We start from the raw sequence: 18,532 nt of genomic DNA on the forward strand, positions 1-18,532 counted from the left end.
GCTCGGGCGAAGTGCGAACTTCCAGATCAGCGTAGGGACGCTTGCGCCGATACTCGAAGCGTTGGGAAGTGTCGACTGACCTTATTCCTGGCTCCCGAGCAAAAGTGGTATCGCACTGGCGGAGTTGAGGTGGGAGCGCATCAATTCCTGGTTCACGACTTGGACGGCTATCTTGTGCGACTCTCGGCCATCCTGGACAGCGACAAGTTCGAGGCGCGACCAACGAATAACGCAAGCGGTGCCGGGTTTTGCAGGGCGCACGCGCTAAGCGCTGTGGCGCGGCCAGTTCACCATCTTCGATAACCCGTTCCGCTATTACGCAAAATCGCTTCGCAAGAGAAGGAGCGTGTTGAATTCCAGATACACCCCATTTCTCCGACCGAGTTCGATCAACTGATACTTCTCTGACGCCACCTGCACTCAGCGGGTGAGTCGTTCCCGGACACATCGGTCATCCGCTCAGTATGGACCGAGCTCATGGACGGTCCTGGCCATGCCTTGTTCGATGGCGATAGGATGGCGAGTTGATTTCCAACTGCACTCTGACTGTCATACCAATCTCACACATGGCTGCAGGCGCTAGGGCGGCTTGGAGAACGTCGGGACTCTGGCGCTCGTCGCAGGAATAGCTACGGCAAAGCAGTGCTTAGTACCACTGTGTTACAAAATAAGGCATTATTCGCTTATCTTCAAGCACATTGTGAGGAGAGCGATGGAAACTACTTCGAAGAGATTCGAGGAGTATGTGTCCCTGATGGCTCAGTCGCTTGGGCACGCTGATCGTGTCGAGCCTTTTCGTGGCTACTGTACGGGCTTGATGTTGCCGGTCAAACGCAAGAGCGTTGAGCCCATGGCTGCGCATCTGTCACCGGACCGGGTGCGCTCGGAACACCAGCGCCTGCATCACTTTGTAGCCGATGCACCGTGGTCTGATCAGGCGGTGCTTGATACGGTGCGCGGTTACGTACTTGAGCGAGTAAGCCGGCGCGCGGGTTCGCCTGAGGCGCTGATTATTGACGATACCGGCTTTCCGAAGAAGGGCAAGCACTCGGTCGGGGTCGCTCGGCAATATTGTGGCCAGCTCGGGAAACAGGACAATTGCCAGGTCGCAGTCAGCGTCTCGCTTGCAAATGAACGCTTCAGTCTGCCGGTGCGCTATCAGCTGTATTTGCCGCAAAGCTGGGCCGATGACGCAGACCGGCGCAAGGCGGCCAAAGTGCCTGAAGCGCTTGAGTTCGTCACCAAACCGGCGCTCGCCTTGCAACTGCTTGAAAACCTCGTAGAGGTGCAACCCCTACCGCAACTGGTTCTGGCCCATGCCGGTTACGGGGCGAGCACCGAGTTCCGCGAGCAGCTCACGCAGATGGGCTTCACGTATGTGGTCGGGGTGACAGGCGCGGTCAGCCTGCAGACGCAAGCTCAGGCGCCGCTGCAGGAAAAAGAGCTGGCCACGCAGTTGCCGTCGCGGCGCTTTCGCACCGTCACATGGCGAGAAGGCACCAACGCTGCCTTGTCGTCGCGCTTTGCAGCAATACGGGTGCACTGCGCCTCGCGCGCAGCCCAGCCATCTGAGACCGCCGAGGAACAATGGTTGCTCGTCGAGTGGCCCAGAGAAGAGCTGGAGCCGACCAAATACTTGGCGGTCTCAAGTCGAAGTGCAACAACTGGTCTAATGTTTAGATGACGTTGCGAGATCCGCTGCTTTTAGTGTCGCGGCAAATACCTCGAAGGGTGAATGAAACGCATGCGTAGCGCGAGGGCGGTTGTTCAAGCTGTCTGCAATGACGTCGAGGTCGGCCTGACTATGGACGGAAAGGTCGGTGCCTTTGGGCAAGTACTCGCGCAACAGGCCGTTGGTATTTTCACAAGTTCCTCGCTGCCACGGGCTGTGTGGATCGCAAAAATAGACATTCACGCCTGTTTGAGCGGCAAGTTCTTGATGCCGTGAGAGTTCACGCCCCTGGTCGTAAGTGAAGCTGTGACGCAAGTGCTCGGGGATCGAGTTGAGCTTGGCGGAGAAGCCAGCCAGTGCAGATTCGGCTGTGGCATCGTCCATCTTAGACAGCAGCACTAGACGGCTGGTTCTCTCCACCAACACGCCCACTGAAGAGCGATTGCCTTCGCCTTTAATGAAGTCGCCCTCCCAGTGCCCGGGCATCACGCGATCCTCTATTTCAGGTGGGCGCACGTGAATGCTGACCATATTTGGAATTTGCCAGCGGCGATCACTACCCCGTGTCCGCGACATACGGGCGCGATGAGCACGACGCAAACAAGCGATGAGTTGACGCCGTAGTTCGCCGCCTGGGTGGGCGTAGATAGTGGTGTAAATCGTTTCGTGCGAGACCTGCAAAGTCGGATCGTTTGGGAACATACGCTTGTGGTGGTCAAGTTATTTCGGACAGGTTGTTAGGTACTTTTACTGTCATTTTGGCCTCGTAGGCGCTGGGCGACAGATAGCCCAAAGTCGAGTGCAAGCGCACCGGATTGTAGAAAGCGACGATGTAGTGGTTGATGTCGCGCCGTGCCTCATCGTGGTTGGCGTACTGGCTCTGCCACACGCGTTCCATCTTCAGGTTCAGAAAGAATCTCTCCATCACAGAATTGTCCCAACAATTGCCTTTTCGACTCATGCTGCAAACCACGCGATGCTGCTTGAGCAAGGCCTGGTACTCGTCGCTTGCGTACTGGCTGCCACGGTCCGAATGGAGTATCAATCCTGGCGCTGGGCGACGTTGCTGCAAGGCTTGATCCAGTGCCGAGACGACCAATCCAGCCGGCATGGTCGGCGCCATCGCCCAGCCCACCACCTTGCGTGAATACAGGTCCAGCACCACCGCCAGGTAAAGCCAACCTTGGGCGGTGCGGATGTACGTTATGTCGGACACCCACGCCAGGTTGGGCTGTGCCACCTCAAATTGCCGGTCCAGCACATTCTCGGCCACTGGCAGCGTGTGACGACTGTCGGTGGTCGAAACGAATTTACGTTTCCAGTTCGTACGCAAGTCCATTTCGCGCATGAGCGTACGCACGCGATGACGCCCAATGCGCAGTCCCTTGGCTCGCAGCGTATGCATGACACGTCTGCTACCGTAGTTCCTGCCGCTGGCGGCGAAGGCCGCCCTGACGTGTGTTTGCTCTTGCACACGCTCGGGGCTGGGCCGCGCCTGCCGGTGTGTGTAATAGCCCGAGCGACTCACCTCCAATAGCCGGCACGCGTGACTGACCGAGACGGCCTTCTCTTGCAAGTGAGCGACCACTCGATAGCTCACTTCAGTTCCCGTGCAAAGAAGGCCGACGCTTTTTTTAGTATGGACACGTCCTCGCGCAATTGCCGGTTCTCCATTTCGAGTTGCCGGATGCGTTGTTGTTCGGCCGTCAGCGGCTTACCCTCTCCGGGGCCGCCGGCACGCTCCGCGTCGTACTGGGCCACCCAGCGACGCACGGCTGTCTCAACAAGGTCCATCGACCGGCAAACCTCGCCCACCGATAACCCTTGGTCCCTTACCATACGTACCACTTCCAGCTTGAAGCTGGCGTCAAATTGTCGGCGCCTTTTTGTCATTTACTCTTTTCCCTCATCGATTCAGCATTGTCCGCCTATCGACCTGTCCGAGGAAATTAGACCACTACAGCTTGAGGACTCCAGAGATTTGCTGAGGCGACCAACGCCACTCCAGCAGCGTGAGGACGACCCTCCAGCAAGCGCTGTGAGGCCCGAGTTTGGGCGCGACCGCACTGTTGGATCGTCGGGCCGAACTGAGTGCGTGCGCCGCTGCTGGGACATAACCAAGCACAGAACTATTGCGCCTGAGTTCGCGGCTAAGGGTAGAGGCCGAGCGCCCGAGTATTCGGGCCATGGCCCGAATACTAGAACCCCGTTGACGTAGGCTCGCAATCTCCAAACGTTCCTCAGCTTGCAACTGCTCGTACTGATTTGCTTTATGCATTACAACACCTTATACGCTTTGGTGTTGCGCTTCAATTTTGAGCCCGCCCTTCCTCAGCACGTTGCCGGCTGACACGCCGATCAAGGAACTCGTGCGACTTGCAAAACTGCGCTGGCGCATTGAGCGCGATTATCAGGAGCTCAAGCAGGAACTCGGCCTGGGGCACTTCGAGGGACGAAGCTGGCGCGGCTTTCATCATCACGCGACGCTGTGCATAGCCGCTTATAGCTTTCTCGTCACCGAACGCCTGGTGGCGCAAAAAAAAACTCCAGCCCATCGGCTACCCGGCGAAGTGCCTTCCTTACCCGAGGGCTTCCGGCCCCGGGGCGCCCCTGCGTAAGCAACGCCATGTGCCGGACTCCATTACAACGCTGCGACTGAGCTTGCTGCCGCGCTGCTTGCCCGTCTCGAACGGTGCCCGTGCTGCGGCCGGAAAATCGAGTAGTTGTTAACACAGTAGTATTTCTATGGGGCATTGAAAGTCAAGCCCTTAGCGATCTGTTTCCCGTGGGTCAGTTACCTCCTTTGAGGGTACTGCAAGTTGTCCACGGCCGACCAGCGGGTCGCCTCACGACCACGACGCTGGCCGGCGGTGGACAACTTGCACGAGCTAGTGTGTCTGATTCATATTCGGAGTCCTTCTTATAAAGCCACACTTCAACACGAGTTAGGTCGGAGTGTTTGATGTCCGGGCAACCGCCCCCGGACTAACTTCTATCCGTGCCGGCGCCAGGCCGGTCACCTCATACCACATGCGCACAGCGCTGGAACCACTCCGTTACCGACGCGCCCCATCTAGAACTACGATTACCCGCCGGGCAACCCTACTACTGTCCGGGCGCGCTGACCTTCAGGCCCTGTCGTCGATCGATATTCGCCGCTCAGCTCGCAACCGTGTTGCCGCCGTGTGACTTGAGTGTTGCCCCGCGCGGAATCTCACCCTGTTCCAGATAGCGCCACAAGGCGATCGACAGACGGCGCGCAAGCGCTACTATGCCGATGCGTCGCATGCGCTTGCCGCCTCCCGCGAAGCGCTCGTTGAACCACTGGCTCAGCTGGCTGCCCGGCTGGAAGCGCAGCCAACTCCAGGCGAGTTCCACCATCAGCCATCGCGCCCGTTTGTTGCCGGCCTTGCTGATACCCTGCTCGACCTCACTGGTGCCACTTGCGTAAGGTGTCGGCGCCAGACCCAGGCAGCCGGCGACTTCACGGCGGTTATGAAACTGTCGCCAGCCGAACAGTTCCTTGACCAGGGTCCACGCACTTCCGGTGCCGATACCCGAGAGCCGTGACAGCACCGCGATTACGGGTTGTGCGCCGCTGCGAACCTGTTGCTTTTGCTGCGCTTCAAGCATCCTGATCTGCCTGGCGACAAGCGAGAGCCGCTCGAACTCGCGCTCGATCTCGGCCCGCAAACCCGGCAACAGTTGCCCGGCCTGCTGAGCCCACCACGGCGCCCACGTGCGCCCACCGATGCGCTCGCCCCGCAGATTGTGCAGCACCAGCAGCGAGCGGATCCGGTTGCTGTGTGCGGTGCGCTCCTGCCGCAGGCGCTCGAGTTCCCGATGCACGCGTCGCTCATCTTCCTGCTCGGGTGTCGGGATCCGTGCGATCGCCCACACCCGCCGCTCACCTCCGTAGTAACGCATCAGCATTGACAGCAGCTTGTCACTGTCGAGTCGATCCGTCTTCGCACGGCGTGCCCGCCGATTTACTTCGATACTGGCCGGATCCACCACCAGGTTGACAATCCCGTGTGCGCTCAGCCAGCGGTGCAGCCAGAAGCCGTCTCGCCCGGCCTCATAGCAACTGCGAACCGGGGCATCGGCTGCCAGGTGGCAGCGCGCCCTGGCCTTGGCGATCGCCCTCAGGACCGCTGTCGTATCGCCGGCCGCCACCGTACACCGGCTCGGCGCGCGCACCCCGTCACCCAGTGACAGCTTCCAGCTCCTATCACCTAATTCGAAGGCGACATACAGCCGGCCAACGATCGTTGTATCTTGCCCTCGAAGGCCGTGTTAGGCGCGTCCATTTGCATGCTCCTTTAGAAAAACGAGTGTCAGAATCCTCGTTTTACTCCCGGGAGCTTGCTTTCGCTGGCCCCTTCCATAGTATCTAGGGGATTGGCATCCAGTTGATCGACTGGTTATTACAAGGTCATGCTGCTTACAGGAAGAAAGGCTAGAACGACTGACTGCCCGACATCAACATGTTCGGTGCCGTTATTCGTCAGCGAGCGGATGGCTGTATCAACAAACGGACGGAATACGCCTCATGATCCCGCGAACAGCCGACAACGGCACGAGTCGACAGCGGGGGCAGCAGCGGGAAGGCGCCGTCCCGCTGTGCAGATAGACCAGTAGCTTCGCGATCTTTGAGCCAGTACGCGCCCGCGGCCCTACCTGATACATCCCCGTTGCTACAACCATGACGGCATCAGATGTGGCCCCCGAGTGGATGAGCGATACCCACGCGTTGAGGTGCCGATACTTGATCGAACGATCTTTGCCCGGTCCATCACTCGCTCATGCCTGGCATGCCGGGATTAAAGCAAACTACCTCGCCACACGATCTTCCCGACAACTTCAATTTCGCTAGTTGAGGCGTCGCTCACGGCATAGTTCGGGTTGTCGCTGAGCATGCGTACCCTGTTGCCCAACTGGCGCTGCATACGCTTGATCATCAGCGCTCCCGAATCCTTGATCACAAATAAGTCGCCGTCGGATATTTCGACCTGAGCCTGATCCATCAGGATCGTATCTCCATTGCGAATCGTCGGTTCCATGCTGTTTCCGCAGACGTAGAGCGCAGAAAGCTCTTTTGCGTCGAGCCCGTGCTGACCGAGCCACGCCCGACAGAACGCCAGTCCCGACAACTTGCCGTTAAGTGCAAGTAATCCTTCCTTCCTGGGCACGTCGTTGGCGTTGAACAGCGGCAGCCGGGTCAGGGTCGTCGGCGTCGCCGGCTTGTCGCTCAACATGCCTTCGCCGGTCATCAGCCATAGCAAGCTGACGTTGGCCGCCTCCGCCAAGGCGATCAGGATTTTCCGGGTCGGCTCCCCTCCATTGAGATAACGCTGAAGACCACTTTGCGAGATATTCGCTCGCTTCGCGAGCGCACTGGCGTTCCCAACCAGCGTAATAGCCATCTTCAGCCGGTCGACAAACGTCTCCGGCGACTCCCCGATATTCAGATCTTCTGCTTCATCCAACTCGGCAATGCTCGATTGCATTCTTACTCCTTTTACCGTGTACGAATAACCATATCCGAATTTAGTGTTATGGGACCCATTACTGCCATTCTATACTGTCGTCTGCTTTATAGAGTTCAATTATTAACGCTATAGAGCATATCACGGTGCGCCAATTGGTGTTCCTAGTATAAAGGGTCACGCTAAACGTGACACAGCCAGCCGAAGTGTTTCGGCTGATTCAATTCTATGGACCCGCTAGTGGAACTGGCTTTGCGAGATGGGGTAAAAAATGAGCGAAGTGGTGGAGCGACATCCGGACAGCCCGGATGCGACCGGCGAAAAGACATCGCCGATTGCGTTGTGGTACACCCGATGCGGCGTGCCGACGAGCTTCGGTATCGCGGTACAGCGCGGGTTGTTCGATGAAGAATTCGCGGATGGCGCGGCAACGCTCACCGCGTTGCAGGATTCGAGTGATCCCGTTGTGCTGCAGTCGCATTTCACTCATGCGCATGAGAACCTGTTCCGGCACGGCAGCAACTATCCGGCGATCTGGGCGCAGGCTAACGGCGCGAACACGCGCGTGCTCGGACTGTCATTCCTGCGGGGTGCCCAGACGCTGCTCGCCTTGCCCGGATCAGGCATCATTGGACCTGCGGATCTGAAAGGGAAACGGCTTTTGGTACCGCGGCGGTCGCACGAACAGCTCGACCATACGTGGGCCAACACGCTGCGTTTCTACGACGTGGCATTACGATCAGCAGGCCTCACGCTCGGCGACGTGCAACTGGTTGAGCGTGAGGTGAATCGCCCGTTCTTCGTCGACCGGCGCACTCCCGACGTCAAGGGCAGCGCAGCCAGCGGTCCTGCGGCGTTCCGTGCGAAGCGCAAGGCTGGCCAATGGAGCGAATCGGTGTTGCCATTGATTGGCGGCGAGGTTGACGTCATCACGTCGGGCGGTGGGATCGGTGCATCGTCGCTGCAATATGAATATCTGCTTGGGCTCGACGTCGTGTTCGACCTGGACTGGGTGGACGACGATGCAGAACGCGCAAACCTCAGTACACCCCTCGTGTTTGCGGTCAAGGCGGATCTGTTAGACGCGCACCCGGAACTCGTTTCGAGGGTGCTCTATCGCACGCTCGATGTGGAGGACGAGGCGCGCCGTAACCCGGCGGCGCTGGTGCGGCATATCGCCAATGAACAGTTCGTGCCGGAGTACCTCGTGCATCAGGCGTATGGCGATCAGGTCGGCCGCAATTTCGAACTGGACTTCGCACCGGCCAAGATCGCTGCGTTGCGCTCCCAGGTGGCATTCTTGCGCCGCATTGGTGTAATCGAGCGGGAGATCGATGTCGACGCATGGCTTGCGCCAGCGCCGCTCGAAGTGGCGAGGCGTCAGTGGGCGGCCGATCGTGGTATCGCCGCCGCTGCAGCCTGAACAGGGACACGCGACATGGCTAACCCGATGCAGATCCTCTGGTATCTCCGCCACAACGACGGTCCGTATCCCTGGAAGCCCGAGGGTGCGTTTGAACCCGATCACAACCGAGTCGTCCATCTCGCCAAGACCGTGGACCGGCTCGGCTTCTATGGCGCGTTGACAGTCGGCGAGAGTCCGTTCATCGAGACCGCGACGCTTGTGCCTTTGACCGAACGCATGCGTTTTCTGATTCCGATCTATCCGGGCGTCTACCCGCCGGCGTTGCTAGTCAAGCAAGCCCAGACATTTGACGAACTGTCGGGCGGGCGGCTGCTGTTCAACCAGGTGAACGGCACGGACTCGATCCTGCCGCAATTCGGCATCTATGAGTCTGGTGCCGGACGCTACAAGATCAGTGCCGAATACTGGAAAGTATTCAAGCAGCTCTATGCAGGAGAAATTGCGGAATACGACGGCAAATTCTTCAAGTTCGGTGCACCTCCGCACGCGCGCACCCTGACCGAAGGCAAGCCCAGGCTCGTCCAGTATCCGCATACACCGGTCTGGGGATCGGGCGCATCGCCCGGCGGGATACGGCATGCAGGCGAGGTGCTGGATACCTATCTGACCTATTTGCACGATCCCGCGAAACTCGGTAGACAGATCGCCGCCGCGCGCGAAGTGGCGGCATCGTTTGGCAGGACGCTGCGGGCGGGGACGCTGGCGAACATCATCGTCCGCGAAACCGAAGAGGAAGCGTGGGATCACGCACGCTGGCTGCTCGAGCAAACAGGTGCCGAAACGATTGTGAAGCAGATCGATGCAAGGCTCCGGCATCGGGAATTCGACGCGGGTGGATTTGCCGGTCTGCAGAGCGACGATCCACTCATCCAACGGCGCATCGACGCGCTGCGCGCCGGCCGGCTGCCAGACGTCCGTGAACTGGAGTCCGCGCCGAATATCTGGTCGGGACCGGCCTCGTGGTCCGCCGTCGACATCCTCGACAAGGGATGGGGCGCCTATCTGGTGGGAAGTGCGGAGAACGTCGCAGCACGCATGAAGGCGTTGCAGCGCGACATCGGCATCGACGTATTCATTCTGGCTGGCTGGCCGTTGACCGAGGAGGCGGAGCGGATCGCGTCGCTGCTGCTGCCTCTGCTCGAACTGGACACGTCACTACCGGACTTACGGCCCACGGCCCCGGCGAAACAATTTACCTCGTCCGCCGAGTCCGTGGCGATCCGGCATGCTTCGGCTCCCGTCGGTGGCTGACGGTCACACGTTTTTTCCGATTTACTCGCTTGCGACATTCGATATGGACTACTTATGAGTCATCCGATGCAGGTCCTCTGGTACATCAATCCAAACGATGGCCCGTTTCCGTGGAAGCCCGAAGGCGCGCGCCCAGCGCATTTCGATCAGGTGGTTGAGCTGGCGAAGACGATTGACCAGTTGGGCTATTTCGGCGCATTGACGGTCGGACGGAACCCGTTCGTCGAGACGGCGACGCTGATACCGGTCACGAAGCAGATGCGGTTTTTGATTCCTATTTATCCGGGTTCCTACTCGCCGGCGATTCTGGCACAGCAGGCCCAGGTGTTCGACGAACTGTCGGGTGGCCGACTGCTGTTCAACCAAGTGAACGGGACGGACAAGATACTGCCTCAGTACGGTATTCGTGTAGGCAGCGACGAGCGCTACGAACTGAGCGCCGAGTACTGGACGCTGTTCAAGCAGCTCTACTCGGGTGAAGTTGGCGCTCATGAAGGACGGCATTTCCAGATAGGTGACCCGCCTCCCGTCCCGCTCGTGTCGACCAAGGGGGAAGGGCCGCTCGTGCAGAATCCCCACACGCCAGTCTGGGGGTCGGGTGCATCACCAGCAGGCATTCGGCACGCCGGACAGGTGCTCGATACCTACCTGACCTATCTGCACCGGCCGGACAGACTGGGCGCACAGATCGCGGCTGCGAGGGAGGTGGCAACAACTCACGGCCGCACGCTGAAGGTCGGTACGCTCGCCAACATCATCGTCCGGGAAACCGAGGCCGAAGCGTGGGAGCACGCGGAGTGGGTGATGGAGCAGACCGGTGCGGCACACATCGTCAGTCAGATTGAGCGACGCCTTAACCTCGGGCGCTACAACGTCGCGTTCGGCGCCCGGGACACGAAGGGCTTCGACTCGTTGGAAAGCGACGACTCGCTGATTCAATCAAGAATCGACGCGCTGCGCGCTGGGAAACTACCACCGGTCCGCTCGCTGGAATCCGCGCCGAATATCTGGTCGGGGGTGAACGCCTGGGGGGCGCTGGACCTGTTCGACCAGGGCTGGGGTGGCTACTTCGTCGGCAGTGCGAAGAACGTGGCCGAAAGAATGCGCGAGCTGCAGCGCGATCTCGGTATCGATGTATTCATTCTTGCAGGCTGGCCACTGGTGGAGGAGGCGAAGCGCGTCAAGGAGCTGCTGTTCCCGCTTCTAGATCTTGATCATTATTCCCCAGCGCTTGCGCCGCTGCGCCGGTTCAACCGGAGCGCCGCGCCCGCGAATGTGGGAAGCACCGGAAGCACTGAAGCCAACAACCCCCTTCATCTCCAGACATCGGAAGAAAAGCATGTCACTCATTCTTGAACGAACCAATGCCGTGCGCGAGGCGATCGCGCGTATCAAAGCCGCGGGGCTCGGCGACGACAATCACGACGACGCGCAGATTGAAGCCGGGCGGGCAGCACTGCTCGCACTGGCCGCCCGGACCGAGCTATTTCCGGTTGCGCAGTTTCCCTATTTATATGCGCAGCGCAGCGGCTTCTATCGTCTGGCGGAGGACGCGGACCACCGCAACGCGCTGTACGTGCAGGTGAGCACGAACGAACATGGCGGAAACTCGCCTCATCAACACCCCTACTGGGCAATCATCGCCGGCGTGCGGGGCAACGAGCACAACGTGCTCTACCGGCGAACCGACGACGGGCAGGTCGAGGGCCGGGGGCAGCTCGGCAAGGTCGGGGAAGTATCGGTGGTGTCCAGTGAGGCGCTCTACATTCCTCACGATACGTATCACACGATCGGCACCCGCGGCGGCGAGGTGGGCATCCACTTGCACTTCTACCGCATCGGAACCGATACGCCCGAACATCGCGGCGCGCCGCGGTTCGCTTCACCGGAGAGCGACGTGGTGGTTGCCCGGGCGGGAACGATCGATCCGGGCGAAATCGGGGTGCAGCGCGTCTGGTTGCGCGACGTCCAGGCCGGCGATGCGTCCGGGAACCCGCTGTCTGTGCTGCAGGCCGGCACAATTGAAACGCCGTTGCCGGAGCCGCTGCGCGGGGCTCGCCGGATCGATCCCGAAGGTGGGGCACCGGCCGGACTGCCGGAGGACAGTGCAACTCCGATCGTGCTGGCCGGCCACGGCCGCGCAGTACGGATCGCTGCGACGAAACTGGCCCGACTCGGGTATGCGCATACGTTCTGGTTCGATCCAGAGCAGCCTTCCGGCCGTGAGGGTGTCGCCTCGGACGCGCACCACGACGTTACCCGGGTTCCCGCCGCTGAGACCGCGCACGCGGCTTCCTGACTTCTTTTATACGGTTGACCCTAATGGTCTTATTCTCACGGATGCGCTTGTGGATGGTTGTCGCCGGGCTCGTGGCGCTGGCGCGCGGCGCCGTGGCACTCGCGGTACCGGCCGATGGTGCTGCCGTCGCGCCGCCTGCCGCCGGTGCGCTGCCGACACTGCGAATCACGGTTTTTGCGCCACCGTCATACAGCACGTGGCTACCCGCCATCATCAAGAAAAATCACCTGGACATCCTGCACGGCTTTCGTCTCGAGGTGACGCCCAAGGTCGGGCAGGTCGCCTACGTCGATTTCGCGCATGGGGTGGACAAGGTCTGCTTCTGCGTGGCGCCGCAGACCTTTACACAGTTCGTCGAACAGGGCGCCGACATCTCGATGGTGTTCAATGTGTTCAAGTTCACGAATCTCGTCGCGGTCTCCGATCCCTCGATCAGGACAGTCGCAGACCTGCGGGGCAAGACGCTTGGCGCGGCGATCGGAACCGGAAACTGGTCGGTGACGTCGTTTCTGCTGAAGCAGAGCGGCCTGGACCTCTCCACCGTGAAAATCCATTCGACCGAGAGCGCCACTGAAGTCGCCGAGTTCGCGATGGGCAGGCTGGACGCGATCTTTCCGGCGCCGGTCGAAATTGCGTCGGTGCAGACCCAGACGAGTCGCTATCACGTGATCTCGATCTTCGATCAGGCCAAATGGCAGGCCTATTCCCATAGTCCGGGCATTCCAAGTATCGCGCTCGGCGCGTGGCGGGACTGGCTGGCCGTGCCCGCGAATCTCGATCTCGTGAAGCGGCTGTATGCGGCGACCCAGGACGCGGCTGATTTCGCGCGCGCGCATCCCGACGATGCCGCCACCATCGTCAGTGACAGCACGAAGATGGATCGGGCGGCGGTGACCTATGTGCTCGCGCATTATCCGGAGATCCTGGACGTGAGGCCGATCGGAGCCTACAAGGGTGCGATCAAGGTGCTCTCCCAGCGACTGATGGTGACCGATGACGTGCTCGAGCGCCCCTTGACCGACGCCGAGATCGATCGATACGTGGCAAATTTTCAGCCCTAATCCTGCAGAACCAATTCACGAGGTAATCCTGATGTCTGAAGTCGTGGCGACGCGAAAAGAAACAGCGAGCGATGTCTCGAGGGAGGCGTTCATACCCCGGCCAAAGGGACGTGCACCGCTGGAACTCGTCGAGGTGCTGGTGCGTCGTGTGAATTGGGAAGGCATCCTGATGTTGGGCGGCGCGGCGATCGCTTGGGAAGTGGCGGCCCATTTTCTACCCCCCTTCCTGTTTCCATCGATCGGACGAGTTGCGATCGGCGTTGGCAAGCTGTTGTCTCGCCCGGAATCCTATCAGACGATCTGGGCCACATTTGCACGCATCATCATGTCAGTGATGCTTGCGTTCTCTATCGGCTCCCTGTTCGGCGCGGCGGCGGGGCTGAATGAACGGGTTGAGCGTTCGCTGTTGCCGATCATCAGGCTGAAGCAGGGAGTACCGGGAATTTGCTGGGTTATTTTCTCCGTACTGTGGTTTCGGGACATGGACTTCCGGGTGGTCTTCATCGTGATGGTTACGACTATACCCAGCTTCTTCTTCCAGGCACGCGACGGCGTGCGCGCCGTGCCACACGACCTGTGGGCAATGGTAAAGGCGTGGCGGCCCACGCCTTGGCAGATGGCTCGCAAACTTATTTTACCGGGCATGCTGCCCTCGCTGCTGATCGGGTTGCGGGTCAATTTCGGGATTGGCACTCCGGTGGCGATCACGACCGAATTGCTGGCGGGCGACAGTGGCATCGGCTATTTCCTGCGTAATGCACAGGAGCAGTTCCGGATGGATGTGGTGATGGCATGGACCGTCGTGCTGGCGGTATTCGTGCTGTTGATCGATTGGGTGCTGTCCATGATCGAGCGCCGCCTCGTGAATTGGCGCCAGGTAATGGGACGCAGATCATGAGACATCCAGCTATCCGGTTTGAAAGCGTGAACAAGCAGTTCACCCGAAAATCCCGAGTTGTAACTGCGATTTCCGACTTGTCGTTTGACGTGCAATACGGGGAATACGTCTGTGTGCTGGGACGTTCCGGTTGTGGAAAGTCCACCTCAGTCAATCTAATCCTCGGGCTCGACTCTGCAACCAGCGGCACGGTTCGTGTGCTGGGCGTCGATCCGTGGAAGGATTTTGGAAAACTGAAGGGCCAGATTGGGTGTGTGTTCCAGGGCGACCGCATGCTTCCCTGGCGCTCGGTGCTGGACAACGTGCGTTTGCCGCTTGAGATACTCGGCATCGACGAAAGCTCGTTGGACATTTCCCCTGTCGAATGGCTCGTCCGAATCGGCCTGGGGGACTTTCTGCATGCGTATCCATATGAACTCTCCGGCGGTATGAGACAGCGCGCGGCGATGGCGCGTGCACTGGTCAGCGACCCGGTGCTGTTGCTGGCGGACGAAGCGTTCGGCAACCTGGATGAGGTGACGGCCGCAGCCTTGCGCGGTGAATTTCGCCAGATTGCCAGGCAACGGAGCAAGACTGTGTTGCAGATTACACACTCGATAGATGAGGCGCTTGCAGTGGGCGACCGGATCATCGTGCTCGGCAAGCCAGGACAAGTGGCGGGGATCATCGAAAACGTGAAGCCAAGCGACGTGGCGGCGCGGGAGCGGACCCGTTCGACGATCCTTTCCCTGATCGAGGACGCCGTGACTGTGTCCTGAGCAGGACGAGACCGGAACACCAGCAGGAACACGTTGGACCAGTGTTGGGGTATTGCGGTTGAACAAACCATTTACTCCACTACCATATATTTAGGAATGCTTTATATATAACGGAAATGACGATGAAAAACAAAAGTGGGTTGAGGGGATGGCAGCGCAGCAAACGGCATGCGCAACAAGCGCAAAGTATGCGCCGCCATGGTCTGCGTACGGGGCTGCGGTTTTGGCAGATGATGGGTTATGGTGTTTTGTCTTCGTCGGTGATTACGCCGTTGGCACACGCTCAGCAAATCGCCGCACCGGTTCCGGCCACGGCAAGCGATGCTGCCGGGAACCCACCAGCACCAGTCGTTTCTCAGACGGAGGGCGGCGCTTCTTCCGCAGTGCTTCCCGACGTCATAGTCACGGCGGAGCGACGTAGTACCTCTGAGCTGAAAACCCCGGTGGCCGTCACGCAGATCGCGTCACGGCGGATCCAGGAACAAAAGATCCAGCAGATAGCCGATCTTGCCGGGACCACACCGGGTCTCTCGGCGCCGGGCGCCACCTACAACATGCAGTCGGTATTTATCCGCGGCATCGGCACGACCGACCCCGGCGTGCCGAGCGCGGTTGGTACGTACGTGGACGATGTCTACATCCCACGTACCTTCGGCACCGGCTTGTTCGACCTGCCCGATGTGGAGAGCATCCAGGTGCTGCGTGGCCCGCAGGGAACGTTGTACGGCGAGAACACCAGTGCGGGGGCGCTCAAGATAACGACGCGGACTCCGAACGACCAGACCGAGGCATCAGTAGACATGCTGGGGGGTACGGACGGGAACTTTCAGACGCACGAGTATGTGTCCGGTCCGATCATCCCGGGCGTGCTGGCGGGTAGTTTCGCCTATGCGCATCGTCAGAACAGCGGCACCCTGTACAACGCGTATCTGCATAAAGATGTCAATGCGATCGATACTGATCAGTTTCGCGGGAAGTTGAGCTTCACGCCGACCAAGGACTTGCAGGCCGTGCTTTCGGTAGACGGAACACGCGATTTTTCGGACAATCCGACGCTCGTTCCTCTCAACTATCCGGGAGGAAGCCCCAATACGACCTATGCGGCGTTCAATCCCCAACTGAGACGATACCAGGGTGGCGGCTCACTGAACGTGACCGATCGTTTGAACGATCACTATTCTATCAAGTCCATCACCGCGCTGCGGGGCTTCTCCGATCATCCCTCTCCGTGGGAGATGGACGGAACGCCATCCAATAATTATGGTTTTTCGCAGGATATTCACGAACGGGAATTTACTCAGGAACTCCAGCTCCAGGGGAAATACGACCGCTTCAATTTCACTACCGGCGTCTTCTTTTATCACGAGCTTTTCGATTTCACGCGGGTAAGCTGGTTGAACGGCAACTATAGCGGGATCGCAAGCGATACCAACACGTCAAGTGTCGGTCTGTACGGCGAGGGCACGTACAACCTGACCCGCAAGCTGGCGGTGACGGCCGGTGTGCGATACAGCTACGAGGTCCAGCATTTCAACAGTGCCGGGTATATCGATTCGCCGCAAGGCGTGCCGCTCTCGCAGACCTATTCTGCAAACAACCTGCGTTCGAGCTGGAATGCGTGGACGCCCAAACTGGCGTTGACGTATCAATGGACCGATGACCTGATGACCTACGCCAGTTGGACAAAGGGGGACAAGAACGGTGGATATAACCGCTCCGCGGCCACGTATGCAATAGCGGCGGCGCCGGTCAATCCCGAGACCGTTACGACCTACGAACTGGGCGCGAAGGCCCGACTGTTCGAAAACCACCTTCAGACCAGCGTCGCACTTTTCTACAACGTCTATAACGGATATCAAGCGTCGATCTCCAACCCGATCATCAATGGACAGTTGATTCTTGGCAGCGTGATTGCGAATGCCGCCAAGGCGAAGACGGAGGGCGCGGAGGCGCAGGCAACGGTGGCGCCCATCAAGGGCATGCTGCTCAACGTATCGGCGGCCTATACGTACTCCCGGTTCGATTCGTTTGAAAACCCCACCGGTGCCGCCAATGCTAACTACACGGGAAATAGCCTGCCGTTTGCCCCGCGTTTGAGCCTCGGCGCCAGCCTCGATTATGCAGTCCCGATCGCGATACCCGGCAAGATCAACTTGAACGCCAACGTCAATTTCCTGACGCAGACCTTCGACGACGCGGCCAATACCCCGCAGCTTCGCATTCCATCGCAGCTCTACGTCAATCTCAGTGCTCATTATGCGTTTCCGGATCGGCACTGGACCGCCTCGGTGTGGGTCGACAATCTGTTCGACAGGCGTTATCCGGTGGGCGAGAAATTCTATCTACCGTCCGCGAAAGTCTATGCGTCGGACTTCAATCCTCCTCGGGAGGTGATGGTCGGCCTTCGTTATACCTATTAGTGAGATTAGCGGTCATAAGCCGCCGCCGGCGCCGGATTCGCTTGGGCGGCGCGCCGGCGACCGATCTCCTTTCTCGCCGGATTCGGCGATGACGCTGCCACAGGGGAACCGCGTCAGTCTATTGGCTAGCTTGCGGAATCAATCGAACGGCTTGGCCAGATCAAGGTGGGAGTGAATGTCGGAGATCAACTGAGACTATCTGAATCCGTAATTTTTAAACGTCCTGTTCCAGACTACTGAGTATCGGTTCTCCGGCATGACATGAACAAAACATGCAATCACGGAGGTCAAAATTCACTGGGATCTTTCCCATGTATCGACAGGAATTCAAATACGGAATTCTTGGTTCACTGAAATACCGAATTTCATTAACGTAGAGCGTTGCATTGCGCTTTCGCGGAGACGGTATTCGACTCGGCTTCCCGTTGTGCTTAGGCGCAGCAGGGTAGTGCGGCCCAAAAAAAGGGGCCAAGTTTTTGTGCGATTTCAGGAGGGCGGTCGTGAGCGGTATAGGTCACAGTTATCGGAGTGAAGTATGTCGTCAGAGGTGATTTCCAGGTCGATCCGGTTGGCGGGGCGGCCACCCGAGTATGGGCGCCCCCAGCAGAATCCGGTGCGCCGCTACGCTGGTATCGCCGTGGTCGTGCTCCTGCATATCTTTTTCATCTGGGCGCTAATGAACGGCCTTGCGAACAAGGTGGTGCAGATTGTTCAGAAGCCGATCGAGACGAAGATCATCGAGCCAGTGAAGCCGCCACCTCCGCCGCCGATGCCGACAGTGCAACTGCCGCCGCCGAAGTTCGCGCCGCCACCGCCGCCGTTTGTGCCGCCGCCTGAAGTGCAGGTCGCGCCTCCGCCTGCGCCGACGATCACCCACCAGTCCGTGCCGTTGCCGACTCCGGTGGCACCACCGCCCCCTGCGCCCGTTGCGCCGCTGGCGCCTGCGAAGCCGGTCAGTCACGTCGTTGGTGTCGTGTGTCCGAACTCGGATGAGGTTCGCCGCTCGATGGGCTATCCGCAGGAAGCGCAGGATAACGACATTACGGGCGACGTGATGATCTCGTTCGTCGTCGACCCGCAGGGGCATGTGACCGACGAGAAAGTCGAGCAGTCTGCCGACCCGATCCTCGACCGCGCAGCCTTCAGTACGGTGAGGAAGTTCAACTGCATTTCGCAAGGTCAGCCGGTCCGCGTACAGGTACCGTTCTCGTTCAAGCTGAACTGAGTGTTGCTTGCACAGTCCGAGTCTGCCTTGATC

At 59.5% G+C, this 18,532-nt stretch carries 14 protein-coding genes and 2 pseudogenes; 11 read left to right on the plus strand and 5 right to left on the minus strand.

The window, feature by feature from the left end:
- The first annotated feature begins 712 nt into the window (after positions 1–712).
- The gene (locus ACRWA7_RS06875) at positions 713–1,684 is read left to right on the plus strand and encodes an IS701 family transposase (protein WP_438392024.1); all 972 of its coding nucleotides are present in this window, start codon (positions 713–715) and stop codon (positions 1,682–1,684) included.
- On the opposite strand, the pseudogene ACRWA7_RS06880 reads toward ACRWA7_RS06875, so the two are convergent.
- From ACRWA7_RS06880 to ACRWA7_RS06890, 3 genes and pseudogenes are all read right to left on the minus strand, one after another.
- A pseudogene (locus ACRWA7_RS06880) lies at positions 1,670–2,365 on the minus strand (IS30 family transposase); the annotation flags it as partial. The gene ACRWA7_RS06875 and the pseudogene ACRWA7_RS06880 sit on opposite strands and share 15 nt — an antisense overlap.
- 22 nt (positions 2,366–2,387) lie before the next feature.
- Positions 2,388–3,565 (minus strand): IS3 family transposase gene (locus ACRWA7_RS06885; RefSeq protein WP_438391945.1). Its coding sequence is split into 2 segments (ribosomal slippage): positions 2,388–3,298 and positions 3,298–3,565, totalling 1,179 coding nucleotides; the frame shifts between segments, so codons are not numbered across the junction.
- A gap of 64 nt (positions 3,566–3,629) precedes the next feature.
- The gene (locus ACRWA7_RS06890; protein ID WP_438392025.1) at positions 3,630–3,950 is read right to left on the minus strand and encodes a transposase; all 321 of its coding nucleotides are present in this window, start codon (positions 3,948–3,950) and stop codon (positions 3,630–3,632) included.
- 49 nt (positions 3,951–3,999) lie between these two features.
- Here ACRWA7_RS06890 and ACRWA7_RS06895 point away from each other — a divergent pair.
- Positions 4,000–4,290, plus strand: a pseudogene (locus ACRWA7_RS06895) (transposase); the annotation flags it as partial.
- A gap of 541 nt (positions 4,291–4,831) precedes the next feature.
- Here ACRWA7_RS06895 and ACRWA7_RS06900 read toward each other — a convergent pair.
- Positions 4,832–5,941, minus strand: a complete 1,110-nt coding sequence (locus ACRWA7_RS06900) for an IS110 family transposase (RefSeq protein WP_438392830.1) — start codon at positions 5,939–5,941, stop codon at positions 4,832–4,834.
- Between the two features lie 554 nt (positions 5,942–6,495).
- Positions 6,496–7,182 (minus strand): XRE family transcriptional regulator, encoded by a 687-nt coding sequence (locus ACRWA7_RS06905; protein ID WP_438392026.1) that lies wholly within the window; start codon positions 7,180–7,182, stop codon positions 6,496–6,498.
- Positions 7,183–7,432: 250 nt separating this feature from the next.
- On the opposite strand from ACRWA7_RS06905, the gene ACRWA7_RS06910 reads away from it, so the two are divergent.
- The 9 genes from ACRWA7_RS06910 to ACRWA7_RS06950 all read left to right on the plus strand — a co-directional run bounded on the left by ACRWA7_RS06910 (position 7,433) and on the right by ACRWA7_RS06950 (position 18,499).
- Complete coding sequence (locus tag ACRWA7_RS06910; RefSeq protein ID WP_438392027.1) at positions 7,433–8,584, plus strand: ABC transporter substrate-binding protein; 1,152 nt, start codon at positions 7,433–7,435, stop codon at positions 8,582–8,584.
- A 15-nt stretch (positions 8,585–8,599) separates the two neighbouring features.
- Positions 8,600–9,838, plus strand: a complete 1,239-nt coding sequence (locus tag ACRWA7_RS06915; RefSeq protein WP_438392028.1) for an LLM class flavin-dependent oxidoreductase — start codon at positions 8,600–8,602, stop codon at positions 9,836–9,838.
- Positions 9,839–9,892: 54 nt separating this feature from the next.
- Complete coding sequence (locus tag ACRWA7_RS06920; protein WP_436181488.1) at positions 9,893–11,194, plus strand: LLM class flavin-dependent oxidoreductase; 1,302 nt, start codon at positions 9,893–9,895, stop codon at positions 11,192–11,194.
- Positions 11,178–12,137, plus strand: coding sequence for a hypothetical protein (locus tag ACRWA7_RS06925; RefSeq protein ID WP_436181489.1), 960 nt, complete (start codon positions 11,178–11,180; stop codon positions 12,135–12,137). The genes ACRWA7_RS06920 and ACRWA7_RS06925 overlap by 17 nt, the downstream gene beginning before the upstream one ends.
- Before the next feature lie 53 nt (positions 12,138–12,190).
- Positions 12,191–13,198 carry an ABC transporter substrate-binding protein gene (locus ACRWA7_RS06930; RefSeq protein ID WP_438392029.1) on the plus strand — a complete coding sequence of 336 codons (1,008 nt, stop codon included), beginning with the start codon at positions 12,191–12,193 and terminating at the stop codon, positions 13,196–13,198.
- A 31-nt stretch (positions 13,199–13,229) separates the two neighbouring features.
- Complete coding sequence (locus ACRWA7_RS06935; RefSeq protein WP_436181491.1) at positions 13,230–14,096, plus strand: ABC transporter permease; 867 nt, start codon at positions 13,230–13,232, stop codon at positions 14,094–14,096.
- Positions 14,097–14,122: 26 nt separating this feature from the next.
- Positions 14,123–14,854 carry an ABC transporter ATP-binding protein gene (locus ACRWA7_RS06940; RefSeq protein WP_438392030.1) on the plus strand — a complete coding sequence of 244 codons (732 nt, stop codon included), beginning with the start codon at positions 14,123–14,125 and terminating at the stop codon, positions 14,852–14,854.
- Between the two features lie 122 nt (positions 14,855–14,976).
- On the plus strand, positions 14,977–17,274 hold the full coding sequence (locus tag ACRWA7_RS06945; RefSeq protein WP_438392031.1) for a TonB-dependent receptor: 2,298 nt from the start codon (positions 14,977–14,979) through the stop codon (positions 17,272–17,274).
- Between the two features lie 535 nt (positions 17,275–17,809).
- Positions 17,810–18,499, plus strand: coding sequence for an energy transducer TonB (locus ACRWA7_RS06950; RefSeq protein ID WP_436181494.1), 690 nt, complete (start codon positions 17,810–17,812; stop codon positions 18,497–18,499).
- The last annotated feature ends 33 nt before the right edge of the window (positions 18,500–18,532 follow it).

Origin of the sequence: Caballeronia sp. DA-9, from assembly GCF_051615025.1 — a bacterium.
Taxonomy (GTDB): domain Bacteria; phylum Pseudomonadota; class Gammaproteobacteria; order Burkholderiales; family Burkholderiaceae; genus Caballeronia; species Caballeronia sordidicola.

What these genes read in the sequence shown, in the direction of transcription:
- ACRWA7_RS06920 (WP_436181488.1), top strand. Translation starts at nt 9,893, where the DNA reads ATGAGTCATCCGATGCAGGTCCTCTGGTACATCAATCCAAACGATGGC.
- ACRWA7_RS06915 (WP_438392028.1), top strand. Translation starts at nt 8,600, where the DNA reads ATGGCTAACCCGATGCAGATCCTCTGGTATCTCCGCCACAACGACGGT.
- ACRWA7_RS06875 (WP_438392024.1), top strand. Translation starts at nt 713, where the DNA reads ATGGAAACTACTTCGAAGAGATTCGAGGAGTATGTGTCCCTGATGGCT.
- ACRWA7_RS06945 (WP_438392031.1), top strand. Translation starts at nt 14,977, where the DNA reads ATGAAAAACAAAAGTGGGTTGAGGGGATGGCAGCGCAGCAAACGGCAT.
- ACRWA7_RS06930 (WP_438392029.1), top strand. Translation starts at nt 12,191, where the DNA reads ATGGTTGTCGCCGGGCTCGTGGCGCTGGCGCGCGGCGCCGTGGCACTC.
- ACRWA7_RS06925 (WP_436181489.1), top strand. Translation starts at nt 11,178, where the DNA reads ATGTCACTCATTCTTGAACGAACCAATGCCGTGCGCGAGGCGATCGCG.
- ACRWA7_RS06890 (WP_438392025.1), bottom strand. Translation starts at nt 3,950, where the DNA reads ATGCATAAAGCAAATCAGTACGAGCAGTTGCAAGCTGAGGAACGTTTG.
- ACRWA7_RS06910 (WP_438392027.1), top strand. Translation starts at nt 7,433, where the DNA reads ATGAGCGAAGTGGTGGAGCGACATCCGGACAGCCCGGATGCGACCGGC.
- ACRWA7_RS06905 (WP_438392026.1), bottom strand. Translation starts at nt 7,182, where the DNA reads ATGCAATCGAGCATTGCCGAGTTGGATGAAGCAGAAGATCTGAATATC.
- ACRWA7_RS06950 (WP_436181494.1), top strand. Translation starts at nt 17,810, where the DNA reads ATGTCGTCAGAGGTGATTTCCAGGTCGATCCGGTTGGCGGGGCGGCCA.
- ACRWA7_RS06935 (WP_436181491.1), top strand. Translation starts at nt 13,230, where the DNA reads ATGTCTGAAGTCGTGGCGACGCGAAAAGAAACAGCGAGCGATGTCTCG.